Raw genomic sequence first — 18,130 nt, 5'->3', positions numbered from 1 at the left:
AAGCGCATCCAGAGGACCATGCCATGACCACCACCCGCTTCGCCCCCTCGCCCACGGGGCATATCCATGTCGGCAACCTGCGCGCGGCGCTGTTCAACTATCTGATCGCGCGCAAGGCCGGCGGCAGCTTCATCCTGCGCTTCGACGATACCGACCGCGAGCGCTCGAAGCAGGAATACATGGACGGGATCCGGCGCGACCTGGAATGGCTGGGCATCGAATGGGACCGGATCGAGCAGCAGTCGATGCGGCTGGACCGTTACCAGACGGTGAAGGAGGAATTGCAGGCCAAGGGCAAGCTCTACGAGGTTTTCGAGAGCCCGACCGAGCTGGACCTGAAGCGCAAGAAGCAGCTGAACATGGGCCGCCCGCCGGTCTATGACCGCGCCGGGCTGGCGCTGACGGAGGAGGACCGCGCCAAGCTGCGCGCCGAGGGGCGCGAGGGCTATTGGCGCTTCCTGCTCGATCAGAGCCGGATCGAGTGGAAGGACGGAATCCTGGGCGATATTTCCATCGACGCGGCTTCGGTGTCGGATCCGGTGCTGATCCGGGCCGACGGGCAGGTGCTTTATACCTTCGCGTCCTCGGTGGATGATACCGACATGGGCGTGACCGATATCGTGCGCGGTGCCGATCACGTCACCAATACCGCGACCCAGATCCAGATCATCGAGGCCATCGGCGGCAAGGTTCCAGCCTTTGCCCATCACAGCCTGCTGACCGGCGCGCAGGGCGAGGAACTGTCGAAGCGCCTCGGCTCGCTGGCGATCAAGGACCTGCGCGATGCCGGCGTGGCGCCCGAGGCGCTTGTCTCGATGATGTCGCGGCTGGGATCGTCGCAGCCGGTGGAACTCTTGAGCCTCGACGAGATCGCCGAGAGTTTCGATCTGTCGCATTTCGGGGCCTCGCCGACGAAATTCGACGCCGAAGACCTGTGGCCGCTGACGAGGCACCAGAACCAGTCGCTGCCCTTCGCGGCGGTGAAGGATCGCATTGCCGCACTTGGCGTGCCGGCGGATCTGGCCGAACGCTTCTGGCGGGTGGCGAGCCAGAACATCACCAAGCTGGACGATCTGGCCGAGTGGTGGGAGATTTTCAGCAAGGGGGCCGAGCCTGACATCGCCCCCGAGGATGCGGATTTCATCGCCCAGGCCATGACCCTGCTGCCCGCGCCGCCCTATTCGGATGCGAGTTGGGGCGAATGGACCAATGCCGTGAAAGAGGCCACCGGCCGCAAGGGCAAGGGGCTGTTCATGCCGCTGAGGAAAGCCGTGACCGGGCAGGCGCATGGGCCCGACATGTCCGATGTGATGCCGCTGCTGCAGGTGGTGAAGGCGCGGGGGTAGGGGGCTGTTTGGCCCCTTCAGGGTGCGCCTTGCGGGCTTGTGCCCCTGTTTGCCTCCTTGCGCGCTTTATCGCTTCGATCCAGACTGAGGCGGTTCTTCCTTGCCCGGTTTTTTCTCATGCGTATTTCACTTGCCGTCCTCTGCGCCGCGTTCTTGCCGGTGGCGGGCCTTGCCCAACAGACCGACTGGACCGAGATCATGAAGGATGGCGAGGCTGCCTGGGACTGGCAGCCGGGCGATCTGATCTTTCGCAACGGGCTGAGCGCGTTCGACGACTTGATCCGGCAGGCCGAGGGTGGCGAATGGGCCTCGGTCGGGATTCTGCGTGCGGCCAGCGGCGATCCGCGCGTGGTCTTCGTCGACGAGGCGGAGGGTGTGACCGAGCGGATGCTTTACGAATACACCGACGACCTGCCGCCGCAGGATTATGCCGTCTATCGGATAGATGCCCTGCCGGGGGTGCCGGTCGGCGAACAAATGCAGATGGGACCGGTGGCGAGCTTTGCCTTATTCACAGCATATGGTGCGCCCTATGACAGGCTGCGGGTTTTCGGCAATGGCGCCTATTACAATGCCGAATTGCCGTTCGAGGCGGCGCTGAGCGCTGGTGTGACCCTCGGCAAACCGCTGCGCTTGCGGGAACTCGGCAGTGCGGAACCGGCCCTTCGCGAAAAGCTGCTGGAGAATTGGAACGACTATCGCTTTTGCCGCTCTGCCGCTTCGGCAGAGGAATGCTGGAGCATCATGGGCGATATGGCGATCATCACGCCCGGTGCGCTGATCGCGTCGGACGAATTGCGGCAGGTCTGGCCCCAATAGGGGCCGAGCATTTGTGCCCACGGGCTTGAGCCTCGGCCAAGGTCGGTTCGGTGCCGCCGAAGAAGCGGCATATTCCCGCTGAGCGTGACAATGGGGGTGCCACATGGCGCGACCCGTCCACGCGGCGCCGGCGCTGGTTTTTCCGCCAGAATCGGCTTGACGACCTGCGCGCGCTCACTTACATCGCCTGCACCCGAAGCGGGTTGCTTGGGGCGGAGTAGCTCAGCTGGTTAGAGCAGCGGAATCATAATCCGCGTGTCGGGGGTTCAAGTCCCTCCTCCGCTACCAGATTTCCGAATGATTTCAGAATGTTTCTTCTGGTTCTCCAGGGGGCCGGGGGCAGTCGCGTCTTTTGCGTAAACCGGCTGGTGGCTGGAACCTGTCGATCTCAGCAGAAAGCGACCGCCGGGTTCTGCGCCCGAATTTGCGGCCTTTCAGGTCCGGCTAACCGAATCTTAACCTCTGCCGCGCATAACGGACTCGAATGAGGCGGAGAGGTTCCCAGATTTGTCTTCCTTCGGCAGCCCAGCCAACCCCTCCACTGCGACGGATGACGATCTGGCCATCCTCCGCCTCATTCGCTCTCGCCGGGTGGGTCCCGCGACTTTTTATCGCATGATCGCCGAACATGGCAGCGCAGGTGCCGCGCTGGAGGCGCTGCCCGAGGTCGCGCGCCGCGCCGGGGTCACGGATTATGCGGCCTGCACCGAAGCGGCGGCACAGGCGGAATTGAGTGCCGGCAGGCGTGCGGGCGCCCGGCTGATCCGCTGCGATTCGGCTGACTATCCGTTGCTGCTGGGGCAGATCGCGGATGCGCCGCCGGTGATCTGGGTCAAGGGCAATGCGGCGGCGCTGCATCACCCCCCGGTCGCGGTGATCGGGGCGCGCAACGCGTCGTCGCTGGGGCTGCGCATGGCGCGGGGCCTGGCCGGCGGGCTTGCGGAGATGGGGGTTGCGACGGTGGCGGGCCTTGCGCGCGGCATCGACACGGCCACGCATGAGGCCAGCCAGGGCTTCGGCACGATTGCGGTGATGGCGGGCGGGATCGACCAGATCTATCCGACCGAGAACCGGCATTTGGCGGCGACGATCTGCGATCGCGGCTGCCTGGTTTCGGAACAGCCGCCGGGGCTGGCGCCGGTGGCGCGGCATTTCCCGTTGCGCAACCGCATCATCTCGGGCCTTGCCCATGGGGTCGTCGTGGTCGAGGCGGCGGTGAAATCGGGCAGCCTGATCACCGCGCGCAACGCGCTCGATCAGGGGCGGGAGGTGATGGCCGTGCCCGGGCATCCGGTGGATGGCCGCGCCGGAGGCTGCAACCAGCTGCTGCGTGACGGTGCGATTCTGGTGCGCAATTCGGAAGACGTGATCGAGGCCTTGCCGGCGCTGGCCGAAGCTCTGGCCACCCGAATTGCAGAGGCAGCGCCCCCGGGAAACGATTCGGCCCCGCGACCGGGCCGCGATCCGGGCAAGGTGCCTGCGCCGCAAAAGCCCGGCCTGTCGCTTGTGCAGGGCGGCGCGCGGGGTGATGCCATGCTGCAATCGCGGGTTCTGGACCGGCTATCCCCCAACCCGGTCGAGGAGGACAGCCTGATCCGGGATCTGGACGTGCCGGCGGCGGCGCTGTCGCCGGTGCTGCTGCAACTCGAACTCGCCGGAAAGCTGCTGCGCATGGCCGGGGGGCGCGTCGCGCGGCAATAGGGGGATCGTTCGATCCACCCTGCGGAGCTTGCGCCGAAACGGGCCGGGCCGGGGGATTCTGTCCAAGCGGCACCTGCGGCGTTTGATCGCCGCCCGTTGACACCACCGGCAAGCGCCCCCATGTTCCCGGCCCAAATCCGCCATGAGGTCCCACATGCCAGTTGTCGTCGTCGAATCGCCGGCCAAAGCCAAGACGATCAACAAATATCTGGGCGACGACTATACCGTTCTCGCGTCCTTCGGCCATGTCCGCGACCTGCCGCCGAAAGACGGTTCCGTCGATCCCGATGCCGATTTCGACATGAAATGGGAGGTGGCGAGCGATTCGAAAAAGCACCTCAAGGCGATCCGGGACGCGCTGGCCGATGACAATGCGCTGATCCTCGCCACCGACCCCGACCGCGAGGGCGAGGCGATTTCCTGGCACCTGTTGGAGGCGCTGGCGCCCGCCCTGAAGAAGGGCAAGCCGGTCAGCCGGGTGACCTTCAACGCCATCACCAGGAATGCCGTGACCGAGGCCATGGCCAACCCGCGCGAGATCGACCGCGATCTGGTCGATGCCTATCTGGCGCGCCGGGCGCTGGATTATCTGGTCGGCTTCAACCTCTCGCCGGTTCTGTGGCGCAAGCTGCCGGGCGCGAAATCGGCGGGCCGGGGGCAATCGGTCACGCTGCGCCTGATCGTCGAGCGCGAGATGGAGATCGAGGCCTTCAAGCCGCGCGAATACTGGTCGGTCCATGCGCGCCTCGCGACGCCCTCGGGCGATGAATATGATGCCACGCTGGTCAGCCTCGCCGGCGACAGGCTGGAACGCTTCGATATTCCGACCGCCGAAAAGGCGCGTCTGGCGCTGTCGGCCATCGATGCGCGCGACCTGACCGTCGGCAGCGTCAGTTCCAAGCCCGCGACCCGCAACCCCTGGCCGCCCTTCATGACCTCGACCCTGCAACAGGAGGCGTCGCGCAAGCTGGGTCTTGGCGCGCGGGCCTGCATGTCGACGGCGCAGCGGCTCTATGAGGCCGGGCTGATCACCTATATGCGGACCGATGGCATCGACATGGCGCCCGAGGCGGTGATGGCGGCGCGCGACGCGATCAAGGCGCGCTTCGGGGCGAATTACGTGCCGAAAAGCCCGCGCATGTACAAGAACAAGGCCAAGAACGCGCAGGAAGCCCATGAATGTATCCGCCCGACGGATATGTCGCTGTCGCCCGACAAGCTGCGGATCTCCGAAAAGGATCAGCGCGCGCTTTACGACCTGATCTGGAAGCGCACCATCGCCAGCCAGATGGAAGCCGCGCGGATGGAACGCACCACGGTCGAGATCGGCAGCAGTGACGGCCAGGTCGGCCTGCGCGCCACCGGTCAGGTCATGGTCTTCGACGGTTTCCTGGCGGTCTATGACCAGGGCCGCGACGACGAGGATGGCGAGGACGGCGCCCGCCTGCCGGTCATCGCCCAGGGCGAGCCGGCGAAGAAGATCGCGGCCTTCGCCGCCGAGGATGGCGTGCTGGTCGATGCCCACCGGACCGCCGCCGCGCGCCAGCATTTCACCCAGCCCCCGCCGCGCTATACCGAGGCGACGCTGGTCAAGCGGATGGAGGAACTCGGCATTGGCCGGCCCTCGACCTATGCCAGCATCGTGACCACGATCCAGGACCGCGATTATGTCAGGAAGGACAAGAACCGGCTGATCCCCGAGGATAAGGGCCGCCTCGTGACCGCCTTCCTGAGCAAGTATTTCCCGCGCTACGTCTCCTATGACTTCACCGCGAATATGGAGACCGAGCTGGACGACATCTCGTCGGGCAACCGCGCCTATCGCGAGGTGCTGCGGCGGTTCTGGCGCGATTTTTCCGAGGCGCTCAGCGGGACATCCGATCTGCGCATCGGCGAGGTGCTGACCGCCATCGACGAGGCGCTGGCGCCGCATCTTTACCCGCCGCGCGCCGATGGCGGCGATCCGCGCGAATGCCCGCTCTGCCATCAGGGCCGGCTGAATCTGAAGACCGCGCGTTCGGGCGGGGCCTTCATCGGCTGCGATCGCTATCCCGAATGCCGCTTCACCCGCCCGCTGTCCGCACCGGATGGCGAGGAGGCCGTGGGCGACCGGGTGCTGGGCGAAGACGCGGGCGAGGAGATCAGCCTGAAGAATGGCCGCTTCGGCCCCTATGTGCAGCGCGGCGAGGCAACCGAGGACGTGCCGAAGCCGCCCCGCGCCAGCATTCCGAAGGGCTGGGACGCGGCGGCGCTTGATCTGGAAAAGGCATTGGCGCTGCTGGCCCTGCCGCGCCCCATCGGCAACCATCCCGAGGATGGCGAGCTGGTCGAGGCCGGGATCGGTCGCTATGGCCCCTATGTCAAGCATGGCAAGAAATACGCCAACCTGCCCGATGTGGACGAGGTCTTCACCATCGGCATGAACCGCGCGGTCGAGGTGCTGGCCTCGAAACCCACGCGCGGGCGGGCGGCGGCGGCCGCGCCCTTGAAGGAGCTGGGCGACCACCCGGACGGCGGCAAGATCGCGGTGATGAACGGTCGTTTCGGGCCTTACGTGAAATGGGAAAAGATCAACGCGACCCTGCCGCGCGATCTGGAACCGGCTGATATCACGCTGGAAAAGGCGCTGGAACTGATCGCCGCCAAGGCCGCGAAATCGCCGAAGAAAACCGCGAAGAAAGCGGCTGCGAAGCCTGCGGCGAAGAAAGCGACGACCAAGGCTGCGGCGAAAAAGCCGGCAGCCAAGAAAGCCGCTGCGAAGAAGCCGGCGAAGAAGGACACAGCCTAATAAGCCAGTGGATAGGCGTTGGACGGGGCGCGGCGATTGTGCTGCGCCCTTTCGCATTTTCCGGCATGGCTTATGATCGAGCGACCGGCTTGCAGGAGGTGCCATGATCCGTGTGCGCGTGACACAGACCTGGGGATCGACCCCACGCGAGACCGGGGCCGAGATGATCGTGACCGTGAGCGACAGCACCGGCACGATCGGCGGCGGGCGGCTGGAACATGACGCCATCGCGCGGGCCCGGGCGATGCTGGCCTCGGGCGAGGGGGAGGCGGAAATGTCCGTGACCCTTGGCCCCGAAAGTGGGCAATGCTGCGGCGGGCGGGTGGAACTGGTGCTTGACCGGTTGCCGCCGACGCCCTTGCCGCCGCCGCCTCAGGTGCTGATCTTCGGCGCCGGCCATGTCGGGCGGGCACTGGCGCGGATGCTGCGCGAACTTCCGTTCGAGACAGTGCTGGTCGACAGCCGCGAGGACGAGTTGGCGCGCGCCCGGGGCTGCGAGGCCCTGCTGACAGCCTTGCCCGAATCGGCCATCCGCAGCGCCCGGCCCGGTTCTGCCTTCGTCGTCATGACCCATGACCACGGTCTCGATTTCCTGCTGACCACCGAGGCGCTGCGTCGTGGCGATGCCGCCTATGTCGGATTGATCGGCAGCGCCACCAAACGCGCGCGGTTCGAGCGCGAGGCCCGCGCCGCTGGCCTCGATCCCGCGCCGCTTGTCTGCCCCATCGGCGCGGGCTTTTCACCCGACAAGCGCCCCGCCATCATCGCCGCCTTCGCCGCCGCCGAGATCGCCGCCGCGCTGACCGTTAACGCTACCGCCGATTGACAGCACCCGCCCCCCTTGCGACAAACCCTGCAACCATCTCGGAGGAAGTGATGAAGAAAGTCTATCCCGACGCGGATGCGGCCCTCGACGGATTGCTGTTCGATGGCATGCATATCGCCGCCGGCGGCTTCGGCCTGTGCGGCATCCCGGAACTCCTGATCGACGCGCTGGTGAAAAGCGGCGTGAAGGACCTGACCATTGCCTCGAACAATTGCGGCGTCGATGGCTTCGGGCTGGGGAAACTGCTGGACACCAAGCAGATCAGGAAGATGCAATCCTCCTATGTCGGCGAAAACGCGGAATTCATGCGCCAGTATCTGAGCGGAGAGCTGGAGCTGGAATTCAACCCGCAAGGCACCCTGGCCGAACGGATGCGCGCCGGTGGCGCCGGCATTCCCGGCTTCTACACCAAGACCGGCGTCGGCACGGTGATCGCCGATGGCAAGGAGGTGAAGGTGTTCAGGGGCGAGGAATATATCCTCGAAGAAGGGATTTTCGCCGATCTTTCCATCGTCAAGGCCTGGAAAGCGGATGACACCGGCAACCTGATCTTCCGCAAGACCGCGCGCAACTTCAACCCGCCCGCCGCCATGTGTGGCAAGGTCTGCGTGGCCGAGGTCGAGGAAATCGTGCCGCGCGGCTCCATCGACCCCGACCTGATCCACCTGCCCGGCATCTATGTCCACCGGATCGTGCAGGGCGAGCATGAAAAGCGCATCGAACAGCGCACCACCCGCAAGCGTGAGGAGGCCTGAACCATGGCATGGGACCGTAACCAGATGGCCGAACGCGCCGCGCAGGAGCTTGAGGACGGCATGTATGTGAACCTCGGCATCGGGATTCCGACGCTGGTGGCGAATTATGTCGGCGACAAGGACATCACCCTGCAATCGGAAAACGGGATGCTCGGCATGGGCCCCTTCCCCTTCGAGGGAGAGGAAGACCCGGACCTGATCAATGCCGGCAAGCAGACCATCACCGAACTGTCACGCACCAGCTATTTCGACAGCGCCACCAGCTTCGGCATGATCCGGGGCGGCAAGATCGCGGCGGCGATCCTGGGCGCGATGGAAGTGGCCGAGAACGGCGATCTGGCGAACTGGATGATCCCCGGCAAGCTCGTCAAGGGCATGGGCGGAGCGATGGACCTGGTGGCCGGGGTCGGTCGTGTCGTCGTGGTCATGGATCACACCAACAAGCACGGCGAATCGAAGGTGCTGAAGGCCTGCACCCTGCCCTTGACCGGCAAGAGCGTGGTCGACCGGATCATCACCAATCTGGGTGTGCTCGATGTGGTGCCGGGCGGTCTGAAGATCGTCGAGACCGCCGAGGGCGTGACCGAGGACGAACTTCGCGCCGCGACCGAGGCCACCATCGTCTGATCCAACGGACCGAAGACGGATCAGAAAAGGGGGCCAAACGGCCCCCTTTTTCATGCCGGGGGCAAATTTCTGCCTCGCAGCCGCCTTGATCCGGCGCGGTTTTCCCCAATTCGCGTGGCGGTCCAGATGCACCGTTGCCTTGCCACCGCCCAGTTTCTAGGCAGGCCGCCGAATGCGCGAGGCATGAATGCAGATCCTGACGACCCTGATGGGCCATCTTCACATCCGTTCGCTCGGCCCCGTCGCCTCTGTCCCCGGACATGAGGCGCTCCGGGCCGGTTGCGGGGCTTTTCTTGGCCTTCTGAGCACCGCCATTTTGGCCAGGCTTCTGGTCGGCGATGCCGGGCTGAGCCTTTATCTGATCGCGCCTTTCGGGGCCAGTTCGGTTCTGCTGTTCGCGGCGCCGAACAGCCCGCTGGCGCAACCATGGCCGGCGATCATCGGCAATACCGCCTCGGCCACCGTCGCGATTCTGGTCTGTCGCGCCCTGCCCGAGACGGCGCTGAACGTGCCGCTTTCGGTCGGCATGGCGATTCTGGTCATGGCGCTGTTGCGCGCCACCCATCCGCCGGGCGGGGCAGTGGCGATGACGGTCGCGCTCGGGGCCGACAAGATCCTGCCGCTCGGCCTTGGCTTCGCGCTTCTGCCGGTGGCAACGGGCACGCTGACGCTGGTGATCGCGGCGGCTGCCTATGCCCGGCTGACCGGTCGCCGCTATCCCTTCCGCCAGTTCGGCGAACCGAATGGCCATGGCACCCAGGACCCCGCCGCCGCCGAGCGTCTGGGCCTGACCGAGGTCGAACTGAGCGATATCCTTTCGCGCTACCGGCAGTCGCTGAACCTCGGGGTCGAGGACCTGGCCCGGCTGATCGGCGCGGCCGAGTTGCAGGCGGCAAGTCATATGGCCGGCCCCGAAACCGCCGCCGCGATCATGTCGCGCGATCTGGTCACGGTCGCGCCCGAGACCCAGCTTGCCGATATCGCCGCGCTGTTCCTGCGCCACGACTTCACCTCGCTGCCGGTGATCGACGCCGAGGGCCGGTTCATGGGCCTGATCTTCCAGTTGCAGATGATCCGTGCCGCCTATCGGGGCGATGCGCCCGCCATCGCCGCCGAAATCGTGCAGGCCCCAGCGACCGAGGCCGGCCCCGATACGCCGGTTGCAGCGCTTCTGCCGCAGCTTGCGGCCGAAGGCATGGACGCGATCCCGATCGTCGAGGGCGAGCGCATCGTCGGCGTGGTCACCCAGACCGACCTGATCGCCGCACTCGCGCGTCACAGCCTGCGCGGGACCGAGGCGGATGCCACCTTACCCGCCGCCATCCCGGCCTAGCTGTTCAGAAACCGCAGCCGATCCAGCGCGCCTTGCAGGATATAGCCCGCCGCCACCTGGTCGATGACCTCGGCCCGGCGCTTGCGCGAGGTGTCGGCCTCCAGCAGCGCGCGCTCGGCGGCGACGGTGGACAGGCGTTCGTCCCAGAAGCCGATGGGCAGATCCGTCAGCCGGGTCAGGTTGCGCGCGAAGGCCCGCGTCGATTGCGCGCGCGGGCCTTCCGAGCCGTCCATGTTGCGCGGCAGGCCCACGACCAGCCCGACCAGCCCGCGATCCGCCACGATCTTCATCAGCGCCTGCGCGTCGAGGGTGAATTTCTCGCGCCGGATCACGGTGATCGGCGAGGCCACCTGACGCAAGCCGTCGCTGACCGCGACACCGATGGTCTTGGTGCCCAGGTCCAGCCCGGCAATGGCCCCGGCGCGCGGCAGGGCGGCGGCGAAATCGGCGATATCCTCATGGATCATTGGGCCACCCCGGCCTGACGCGCGGCGGCCTCGATGGCCGCCAGTGCATCGGGCTGATCGGTGAAACGCCCCTGCGCCTCGGCATAGATCTCGCGCGCATGATCGGTCTCGCCCAGCACCCCGAGCGACGAGATCAGCCGCGCCCATTCCTCGGGCCCGCCGCCTTCATCGGCCAGTCGCGCCTCAAGCTGGCCGACCATGCTGCGAATGAAGTCCTGACGTTCCTCGGGCGACATGTCGGCGGCGGCGGCCATGGCGCCGGCATCGGGTGCGGGCATGGCATCCGCGCCGGGCGGGCGATAATCCGGCTGTCCGGCCAGCCAGGCCAGATCCTCGATCACGCCCCGGATCGCCCGGTTCCAGGGCGAATCGGGCGGCGTGTCTTCCAGCAGCGCGGCCCAGACCGGAAAGGCGCGATCCGGCCTGCCATTCTGCGCCTGCAACAGCCCGACCATATAGCGTGCCTGCGCATTGCCCGGATCGAGCGCCAGCGCCCGGCCGATCTCGGCCTCGGCTTCGGCGGTGATCAGGCCGCCGGCCGCCTCGGTCATGACCCCGGCGAGGAAGGCGTGATCCTCGGCGCTTGCGCTGTCGCCCCGGACCTCGATCAGGTGGGTCTGCGCCTCCTTCGCGGCAAGCGCATTGCCCAGCCGGGCCTCGTTGCGGGCCAGGAGCGCCAGCCCCTGCGGGTCGTCGGGATTGCGGGTGACGGCATCGCGCAACTGCGTCATCAGCTTGGCGAATTCGGGATCGGGTTCGGGCCGGGGAACCGGATTGCTTTCGGCATTGCGGGCCTCGGCCTCGGCCTGGCTCGGGCGGGCGGCATAGCGCGCCTCGGCGGCGGCGATGCGCGATTTCAGGCCCATATCCGGCTCGTCCGGGGTGCCGATCCGGGCATAAAGGCCCCAGCCCGCGCCGATCAGCAGGATCAGCGCAAGGCCAGCCACGATGGCGTGGCGATTGCGGGCTTTCGGTGTCGCGCTGTCCTGCTGCAACTGGCGGTCGGCGTCCAGCACCTTGCGACCGATCTCGACCCGCAGCCTTTCGGCATCGGCGTCCGCGATGATCCCGCGCGCAAGGTCGCGCTCGACCTCGGCCAGTTGATCGCGATAGACGCGCAGGTCATAGGCGGCGGCGGGTTCGGCGGCGGCGGAATGGGCGCGCCAGAACGGCCACAGGATCGCCAGAGCGACGGTCAGGGTCAAGGCAATGGCCAGAAGCCAGAACATGGGCGCTCCTTTTCGACTGGCCCCTAGTTAAGCGGTTTCGTGGACCGGCAAAACCCCGCCGAGCCGGGCGCTATCCGAAGTTTGATGCATCTTCGTGCGACAGATTGCTGCATCAAGGGATCTGCATGCAGAGTTGCGCATTGTAGATTCACACTGGCAAACCATAGCGGAGCATATCCATGTCGAACGGAGCCCAGAGTAAAAATCTTTACTACATCATTGGTGCGATCATTGTCGTCGTGCTGGTTGTTTTCTGGTTGATGAGCGGCGGTGACGACACCACGGCCGCGACGGGTGGCGGCGAAGAGGCTGTCGTGACCGTCGAACCCGCGGCCGATGCCCCGGCCGACCCCGCAGCCGCACCTGCCGCCGATGCGCCGGCTGATGCACCCGCCGATGCGCCTGCCGATGCACCGGCCGCAACCGAGACCGCGCCGGCCAACTGATCGCCGGACTGCTCAAGGCAAAGCCCCGAAGCATCGCTTCGGGGCTTTTGTCTTCTCTCTGCCGCATGTTAAGTCTACCCCGGAACCTGTGCAAACCAGCCTGCGTTGCATGGGTGATCGCAGCAGGGCGGGCCGATGCCCCGCCCCCGACAAAAGGATGAACACATGGCCTTCACGCTTCCCGATCTTCCCTATGCCCATGACGCCCTGGCCGCGAGCGGCATGTCCAAGGAAACGCTGGAATATCACCACGACATTCACCACAAGGCCTATGTCGACAACCTGAACAAGCTGATCGAGGGCACCGAATGGGCCGGAAAATCGCTTGAGGATATCGTCACCGGCACCTTCCAGAAGGGCGCCGTGGCCCAGAACGGCATCTTCAACAATGCCAGCCAGCACTGGAACCACAGCCAGTTCTGGGAAATGATGGCGCCGAATTCCGGCGCGATTCCGGCGGCGCTGGAAAAGGCCATCGTGGACAGCTTCGGCTCGGTCGAGAAATTCAAGGAAGATTTCGCCGCCGCTGGCGCGGGCCAGTTCGGCTCGGGCTGGGTCTGGCTGGTGAAGAATGCCGACGGCTCGCTGGCCGTGACCAAGACCGAGAACGGCGTCAACCCGCTCTGCTACGGTCAGACCGCGCTTCTGGGCTGCGATGTGTGGGAACATTCCTATTACATCGACTTCCGCAACAAGCGCCCCGGCTATCTGTCGAACTTCCTCGACAAGCTGGTCAATTGGGACAATGTCGCCTCGCGCCTCTGATCCGCAGGCTTCAAGTCGAGACCGGACCCGCCGGCATTCCGGCGGGTCTTTTCATGTTCGGCCCAGGGCGGGGCGCTTTCGGGCCGCTCAGGCCTTGCGCTCGAACCGGGCGCGGCGCAGCACCTTGCCGGAGGCGTCGACGGTCAGGCGCAGCACCTTCCTGCCGTGAAAGAAGGACAGGCGGAAGCGGCCTTCGTCGGCGCCCTCGCCGCGTTCCATGCGCGAGGTGATGGCGCCCGTGGACATGGCCCGGGCGATGGCATGTTCGGGCAGGCCCAGCCCTTCGGCGATCACCTTGGCCTCGACGGCGAAATCCTCGCCCTGTCGTGTCACGTCGCTCATTCTGCCGCTCCCCCTTGTCAAACGCGCCCTGGGAGGCGCAGCATTGCAGCGAAAGCCCTTTGCCTCAAGCCCAAGCCCGAAACCCCATGTCCGACGACGATCCCCCGCGCGATTACGCCTCGCCCGCCTGCCTCGCAGGCGAGATTGCGCCGGGCTATTTCGACCCGCTGGCCGTGGATGAGGGTGCCGCGCGCGACGCCGCCCGCTGGCGCAAGGCCGAACGCGCGCGGCTTCTGGCCGAACGTGCGGCGCTGAGCGAAGCCACCCGCCACGCCGCCGATCAATCCATCGCCACACATCTGGACCGGGTCCTGGCCGAGCGTTTCGGCAGTGCCGAAGCCCTGACCATCGCCGCCTTCTGGCCGATCCGGGCCGAGCCCGACCTGCGCGACTGGATGGCCCGCCAATCGGCGCGCGGCACGAGGATCGCGCTGCCGGTGGTCACCGCCCCCGACCGGCCGCTGATCTTTCGCCCGTGGAGCGCCGAGGCCCCCATGCGCCCGGGCCGCTGGAACATCCCCGAACCGGCAACAAGCGCGACGGTTCTGCCGCAACTGGTGCTGGCGCCTCTGGTCGGCTGGGACGGGGCGCGCTTCCGCATGGGTTATGGCGGCGGCTTCTATGACCGCACGCTGGCCGCTATGACGCCGCGCCCCTATGCGATCGGCATCGGGCTGGAGGCGGGGCGCCTGCCAACGATCTATCCGCAGCCGCATGATGAGGCGCTCGACCTGATCGTGACCGAGGGCGGGGTGTATTGAGTCCCGTCACCCCCGGAAATGGTCATAGATCTTCTGCGCCAACCCCTCGCTGATGCCATCGACCGCCATCAGGTCGGCGACCGCCGCCCCGCTGACCGCCTTGGCAGAGCCGAAATGCGCCAGCAGCGCCCGCTTGCGCGCGGCACCGACGCCGGCGATCTCGTCCAGTGGCGTGGCTGAAATGGCCTTGGCCCGCTTGGCGCGATGGGTGCCAATGGCCCATCTATGGGCCTCGTCGCGCAGGCGCTGGATGAAATACAGGACCGGGTCATTCATCCGCAGCGCGAAGGGCCGCTGGCCGATACGGTGAAATTCCTCCTTGCCGTGATCGCGGTCCTGACCCTTGGCGACGCCGATCATGGGAATATCCTCGACCCCCAGATCGGCCATGATCTCGTGCACCGCACCGACCTGCCCGGCGCCGCCGTCGATCAACAGCAGGTCCGGCCAGGCCTCGCTTTCGCGGTCCGGGTCCTCTTTCAGCAGCCGGGTGAAGCGCCGCGTCAGCACCTCTTTCATCATCCCGAAATCGTCGCCGGGCGTGATCTCGGTCCCCTTGATGTTGAACTTGCGATACTGGCTTTTCACCCAGCCCTCGGGCCCGGCCACGACCATGCCGCCGACCGCGTTCGAGCCCATGATGTGACTGTTGTCATAGACCTCGATCCGGCGCGGTGGGCCGGGCAGATCGAAGGCCTCGGCCAGCCCTTCCAGCAGGCGCAGTTGTGTGGCGCTTTCCGACATCCGCCGGGCCAGGCTTTCGCGGGCATTGCGCAGGGCATTTCCGACCATTTCGGCCTTCTCGCCCCGCTGTGGCATACCCAGCACCACCCGCCGCCCGGCTTTCGCGGACAGTGCGTCCCGCATCAGGTCCATATCCTCGACCCCATGCGACAGCAGCACCATGCGCGGCGGCACCTTGTTGTCGTAGAACTGCACCAGAAAGGCCTGCATGATCTCGTCCGCCGATTCGGCGCCACCGAGCCGCGGATAGAAATCGCGGTTCCCCCAGCTTTGATTGCCGCGGATGAAGAAGACCTGAACGCAGGCCTGCCCGCCATCCATGTGCAGCGCGACAAGATCGGCCTCGGCAATGCGGCGCGGGTTGATCGCCTGCACCGACTGCACCGCGGTCAGCGCCTTGATGCGGTCACGCAGGGCCGCCGCGCGTTCATATTCCATCGCCTCCGAGGCCGCCGCCATTTCCGCCGCCAGATCGGCCTGAATCCTGGTGCTGCGCCCCTTCAGGAACAGTTCGGCATCATGCACCAGCCCGTTGTAATCCGCCTCGGAAACCTTGCCGACGCAGGGCCCGCTGCAACGCTTGATCTGATAGAGAAGACAGGGCCGGGTCCGGCTTTCGAAGACCGCATCGGTGCAGTTGCGCAAAAGGAAGACCCGCTGCAACTGGTTCAGCGTCCGGTTCACCGCGCCCGCACCGGCGAAGGGACCGTAATAGTCGCCCTTCTCGGATTTCGCGCCGCGATGCTTCTTGATCTGCGGGAAGGGATGCGACTTGGCCACGAGGATATTCGGGAAGCTCTTGTCGTCGCGCAGCAGCACATTGTAGCGCGGCTTCAGCTGCTTGATGAGGTTCTGTTCCAGCAGCAGCGCCTCGGTCTCGGTGCGCGTGGTCAGGAACATCATCGAATGGGTCTCGCTGACCATCCGGGGGATGCGGGCGCTGTGGAACTGCCCGCGCGCATAGCTCGACACCCGCGCCTTCAGGTTGCGGGCCTTGCCGACGTAAAGCACATCGCCCTTCTCGCCCAGCATCCGGTAAACGCCGGGCGAGGCGTCCAGCGTCTTCACATAATCGGCGATCAGCGCCTGTCCGGTCAGTTTGGGCGGGGATTCGGTCATGGGCTTACAGATGGGTGATTCTGGGGGCGGGCTGCAAGTTCCGGATGCCAAAGGCAAGGAAAAGAATATCCACGGAATCTGTGGATAACTCTGTGGGCGGGCTGTGGCCCCGGGCGGATTCCTTTACATTTCATGGAGATTATCAATTCTGCCTATATTTTAGGCATATAGGTAATGGTCTGATTTTACTTATTATTTTATCTCATCCGGGCAAATGACTGAAAAACAACGGGGAATCATGACGGTTTCGTGACCTGATGGCGAAAGGTGGACAAATTGCCGCGTGAAGCTGCGTTCCACCCTTATTCCCGAACCGAAAGATCGGCAGTTCGCCAGGCGAGATGCTGGCCACCATCGACACAGATCAGTTGCCCGGTGACGGCCCGCGCGGCCAGCAGATAGCGCAGCGCCGCAACCACGTCGCCCGGATCGGCGCCACGTTCCAGAATGGTGGCGCGGCGCTGACGGGCGAAATCTTCGACCGTCTGGCGGGCACCCTGCAGGGTCGGGCCGGGACCGATGGCATTGACGCGGATCGCCGGCGCCAGCGCCTGGGCCAGCATCCGCGTCATCTCCCACAGCCCGGCCTTGGCGATGGAATAGGTGATGAATTCCGGCGTCGGTTTCAGCACCCGCTGATCGACCATATTGACGATCAGCCCCGTCGCCCGTGCCTCCGTGCCCGAAAGATCGGCAGGCGCGGCCTGCGCGGCAAAGGCCTGCGACAGGATGAAGGGCGCGCGCAGGTTCGAGCCCAGATGCCGGTCCCAACTGTCGCGGCTGGCGCTGAGAATATCGTCATATTCGAAGATCGAGGCATTGTTGACCAGAACCGACAGCCGCCCCATGCGCCGCGCCACCTCGGGCACAAGCGCCTCGGCCTGATCGAGATCCAGAAGATCGGCGGCAAAGACCTCGGCCCGGCCGCCTTTGGCGCGGATCTCTTCGGCCAGTGCCCCGGCCTCGGCATCCGAGCCATGGCAATGGATCGCCACCGCCAGCCCGTCCTCGGCCAAGGCCAGTGCCATGGCCCGGCCCAGCCGGCGCGCGGCCCCGGTGACCAGTGCCACGCTCATGCCAGAAGCCAAAGCGTATAGGCCGCATAGACCGACAGCAGCGCCGTCCCCGTGAGCCGGCCGATGGCGATATGGCGGATCAGGAACGGCCCGACCAGAAGCGTTGTCGCCAGCATGAACCACAGGTCGACGCGCAGCATTTCCGCCGGCACCGGCAGCGGGCCGAAAAAGGCGGTGATGCCCATGATGGCCAGAATATTGAAGATGTTCGAGCCGATGACATTGCCAAGCGCCATATCCGCCCGTCCGCGCAGCGCCGAGGCGAGCGAGGCCGCCAGTTCCGGCAGCGAGGTGCCGATGGCGACCAGCGTCAGCCCGATCACCGCCTCGCTGATGCCGAAGCTGCGGGCGATGTCGCTGGCCCCGGCGACCAGAATCTTGGCCCCGATCGGCAGCGCCACCAGCCCGATGACCAGCCAGAGCGCGATCTTGCGCGGCCCCGCTGCGCCGACCTCAAGCTCTGGCGCCTCGCCCTTGCCCTGCCTGGCGCGGCGCAGCTGCCCGCTCAGCAGCACCGCCAGCGCCGCCAGCAGGATGGCGCCATGCCACCACATCAACGGCCCGGCGAAGCAGAGCGCGATCAGCAGAAGCTCGGCCCCGACCGCCCAGAGCCAGCTTCGCTTCAATTCGGCATCGCTGCTCAGCACTGGGGCGATGACTGCCGTGGCGCCAAGGATCAGCAGCACATTGGCGATGTTCGAGCCGACGACATTGCCCAGCGCGATCCCCGGCTGCCCGCCAAGTGCGGCGGCGACCGATACGATCAACTCGGGCGCCGAGGTGCCGAAGGCCAGCACCGTCAGCCCGACGATGACCGGGGCGATCCCCAGCCGCAAGGCCAGCGCCACCGCGCCGCGCACCAAGAAATCGCCGCCGACAACCAGCAGCGCCAGACCGCCAAGGATCAGAAGCAGATCAGCGGTCACGATCGGGCAGCCCCAGCATCTTGGCGATGAAGCGACGCATCCCCGGCCCGGACACAAGGC

At 66.1% G+C, this 18,130-nt stretch carries 17 protein-coding genes and 1 tRNA gene; 12 read left to right on the top strand and 6 right to left on the bottom strand.

Annotated features, from left to right (window positions below; all coding sequences use genetic code 11):
• Positions 1 to 23 precede the first annotated feature (23 nt).
• The 9 genes from gltX (at position 24) to Q0330_RS17660 (ending at position 10,195) form a co-directional block, all read left to right on the top strand.
• Positions 24 to 1,346 (top strand): glutamate--tRNA ligase, encoded by a 1,323-nt coding sequence (gltX, locus tag Q0330_RS17700; RefSeq protein ID WP_299482682.1) that lies wholly within the window; start codon positions 24 to 26, stop codon positions 1,344 to 1,346.
• Positions 1,347 to 1,463: 117 nt separating this feature from the next.
• The gene (locus Q0330_RS17695) at positions 1,464 to 2,165 is read left to right on the top strand and encodes a peptidoglycan peptidase (RefSeq protein WP_299482679.1); all 702 of its coding nucleotides are present in this window, start codon (positions 1,464 to 1,466) and stop codon (positions 2,163 to 2,165) included.
• Positions 2,166 to 2,376: 211 nt separating this feature from the next.
• Positions 2,377 to 2,453: transfer RNA gene (locus Q0330_RS17690), tRNA-Met, on the top strand.
• A gap of 219 nt (positions 2,454 to 2,672) precedes the next feature.
• Positions 2,673 to 3,866: a DNA-processing protein DprA gene (gene dprA, locus Q0330_RS17685; protein WP_299482676.1), complete on the top strand. Its 1,194-nt coding sequence runs from the start codon at positions 2,673 to 2,675 to the stop codon at positions 3,864 to 3,866.
• Between the two features lie 154 nt (positions 3,867 to 4,020).
• On the top strand, positions 4,021 to 6,654 hold the full coding sequence (gene topA / locus Q0330_RS17680) for a type I DNA topoisomerase (RefSeq protein ID WP_299482673.1): 2,634 nt from the start codon (positions 4,021 to 4,023) through the stop codon (positions 6,652 to 6,654).
• Positions 6,655 to 6,757: 103 nt separating this feature from the next.
• Positions 6,758 to 7,480 (top strand): xanthine dehydrogenase accessory protein XdhC, encoded by a 723-nt coding sequence (xdhC, locus tag Q0330_RS17675; protein ID WP_299482669.1) that lies wholly within the window; start codon positions 6,758 to 6,760, stop codon positions 7,478 to 7,480.
• A 50-nt stretch (positions 7,481 to 7,530) separates the two neighbouring features.
• Positions 7,531 to 8,235 carry a CoA transferase subunit A gene (locus tag Q0330_RS17670; RefSeq protein ID WP_299482666.1) on the top strand — a complete coding sequence of 235 codons (705 nt, stop codon included), beginning with the start codon at positions 7,531 to 7,533 and terminating at the stop codon, positions 8,233 to 8,235.
• Between the two features lie 3 nt (positions 8,236 to 8,238).
• Positions 8,239 to 8,862: a 3-oxoacid CoA-transferase subunit B gene (locus Q0330_RS17665; protein ID WP_299482663.1), complete on the top strand. Its 624-nt coding sequence runs from the start codon at positions 8,239 to 8,241 to the stop codon at positions 8,860 to 8,862.
• A gap of 187 nt (positions 8,863 to 9,049) precedes the next feature.
• The gene (locus tag Q0330_RS17660) at positions 9,050 to 10,195 is read left to right on the top strand and encodes an HPP family protein (RefSeq protein ID WP_299482660.1); all 1,146 of its coding nucleotides are present in this window, start codon (positions 9,050 to 9,052) and stop codon (positions 10,193 to 10,195) included.
• On the opposite strand, the gene ruvX is transcribed toward Q0330_RS17660, so the two are convergent.
• Both ruvX and ccmI read right to left on the bottom strand, forming a co-directional pair.
• Positions 10,192 to 10,662: a Holliday junction resolvase RuvX gene (gene ruvX, locus Q0330_RS17655; RefSeq protein ID WP_299482657.1), complete on the bottom strand. Its 471-nt coding sequence runs from the start codon at positions 10,660 to 10,662 to the stop codon at positions 10,192 to 10,194. The two genes, Q0330_RS17660 and ruvX, sit on opposite strands and share 4 nt — an antisense overlap.
• Positions 10,659 to 11,891, bottom strand: coding sequence for a c-type cytochrome biogenesis protein CcmI (ccmI, locus tag Q0330_RS17650; RefSeq protein ID WP_299482654.1), 1,233 nt, complete (start codon positions 11,889 to 11,891; stop codon positions 10,659 to 10,661). The genes ruvX and ccmI overlap by 4 nt, the downstream gene beginning before the upstream one ends.
• A 179-nt stretch (positions 11,892 to 12,070) precedes the next feature.
• Between ccmI and Q0330_RS17645 the strand changes: the two genes are divergently transcribed.
• Positions 12,071 to 12,337, top strand: coding sequence for a hypothetical protein (locus Q0330_RS17645; RefSeq protein WP_299482651.1), 267 nt, complete (start codon positions 12,071 to 12,073; stop codon positions 12,335 to 12,337).
• A gap of 165 nt (positions 12,338 to 12,502) precedes the next feature.
• A complete protein-coding gene (locus Q0330_RS17640; RefSeq protein WP_299482648.1) occupies positions 12,503 to 13,102 on the top strand; it encodes a superoxide dismutase in 600 nt (199 codons plus the stop codon).
• Between the two features lie 87 nt (positions 13,103 to 13,189).
• On the opposite strand, the gene Q0330_RS17635 is transcribed toward Q0330_RS17640, so the two are convergent.
• On the bottom strand, positions 13,190 to 13,444 hold the full coding sequence (locus Q0330_RS17635; RefSeq protein ID WP_299482645.1) for a DUF6522 family protein: 255 nt from the start codon (positions 13,442 to 13,444) through the stop codon (positions 13,190 to 13,192).
• 86 nt (positions 13,445 to 13,530) lie between these two features.
• Between Q0330_RS17635 and Q0330_RS17630 the strand changes: the two genes are divergently transcribed.
• Positions 13,531 to 14,205, top strand: coding sequence for a 5-formyltetrahydrofolate cyclo-ligase (locus Q0330_RS17630; protein WP_299482642.1), 675 nt, complete (start codon positions 13,531 to 13,533; stop codon positions 14,203 to 14,205).
• A gap of 6 nt (positions 14,206 to 14,211) precedes the next feature.
• Here the strand turns inward: Q0330_RS17630 and uvrC are convergent, their stop codons facing one another.
• The 3 genes from uvrC to Q0330_RS17615 form a co-directional block, all read right to left on the bottom strand.
• Entirely contained in the window at positions 14,212 to 16,068 is a 1,857-nt protein-coding gene (gene uvrC, locus Q0330_RS17625; RefSeq protein WP_299482639.1) for an excinuclease ABC subunit UvrC, read from the bottom strand.
• A gap of 302 nt (positions 16,069 to 16,370) precedes the next feature.
• The gene (locus Q0330_RS17620) at positions 16,371 to 17,144 is read right to left on the bottom strand and encodes an SDR family oxidoreductase (RefSeq protein WP_299482636.1); all 774 of its coding nucleotides are present in this window, start codon (positions 17,142 to 17,144) and stop codon (positions 16,371 to 16,373) included.
• Entirely contained in the window at positions 17,141 to 18,070 is a 930-nt protein-coding gene (locus Q0330_RS17615; protein WP_299482633.1) for a calcium/sodium antiporter, read from the bottom strand. The genes Q0330_RS17620 and Q0330_RS17615 overlap by 4 nt, the downstream gene beginning before the upstream one ends.
• Between the last annotated feature and the right edge of the window lie 60 nt (positions 18,071 to 18,130).

Origin of the sequence: uncultured Paracoccus sp. (genome assembly GCF_937873615.1) — a bacterium.
GTDB lineage: Bacteria > Pseudomonadota > Alphaproteobacteria > Rhodobacterales > Rhodobacteraceae > Paracoccus.
The sequence above is the reverse complement of the archived record's forward strand: the minus strand, read 5'-3'. Positions and strand labels throughout refer to the sequence as shown.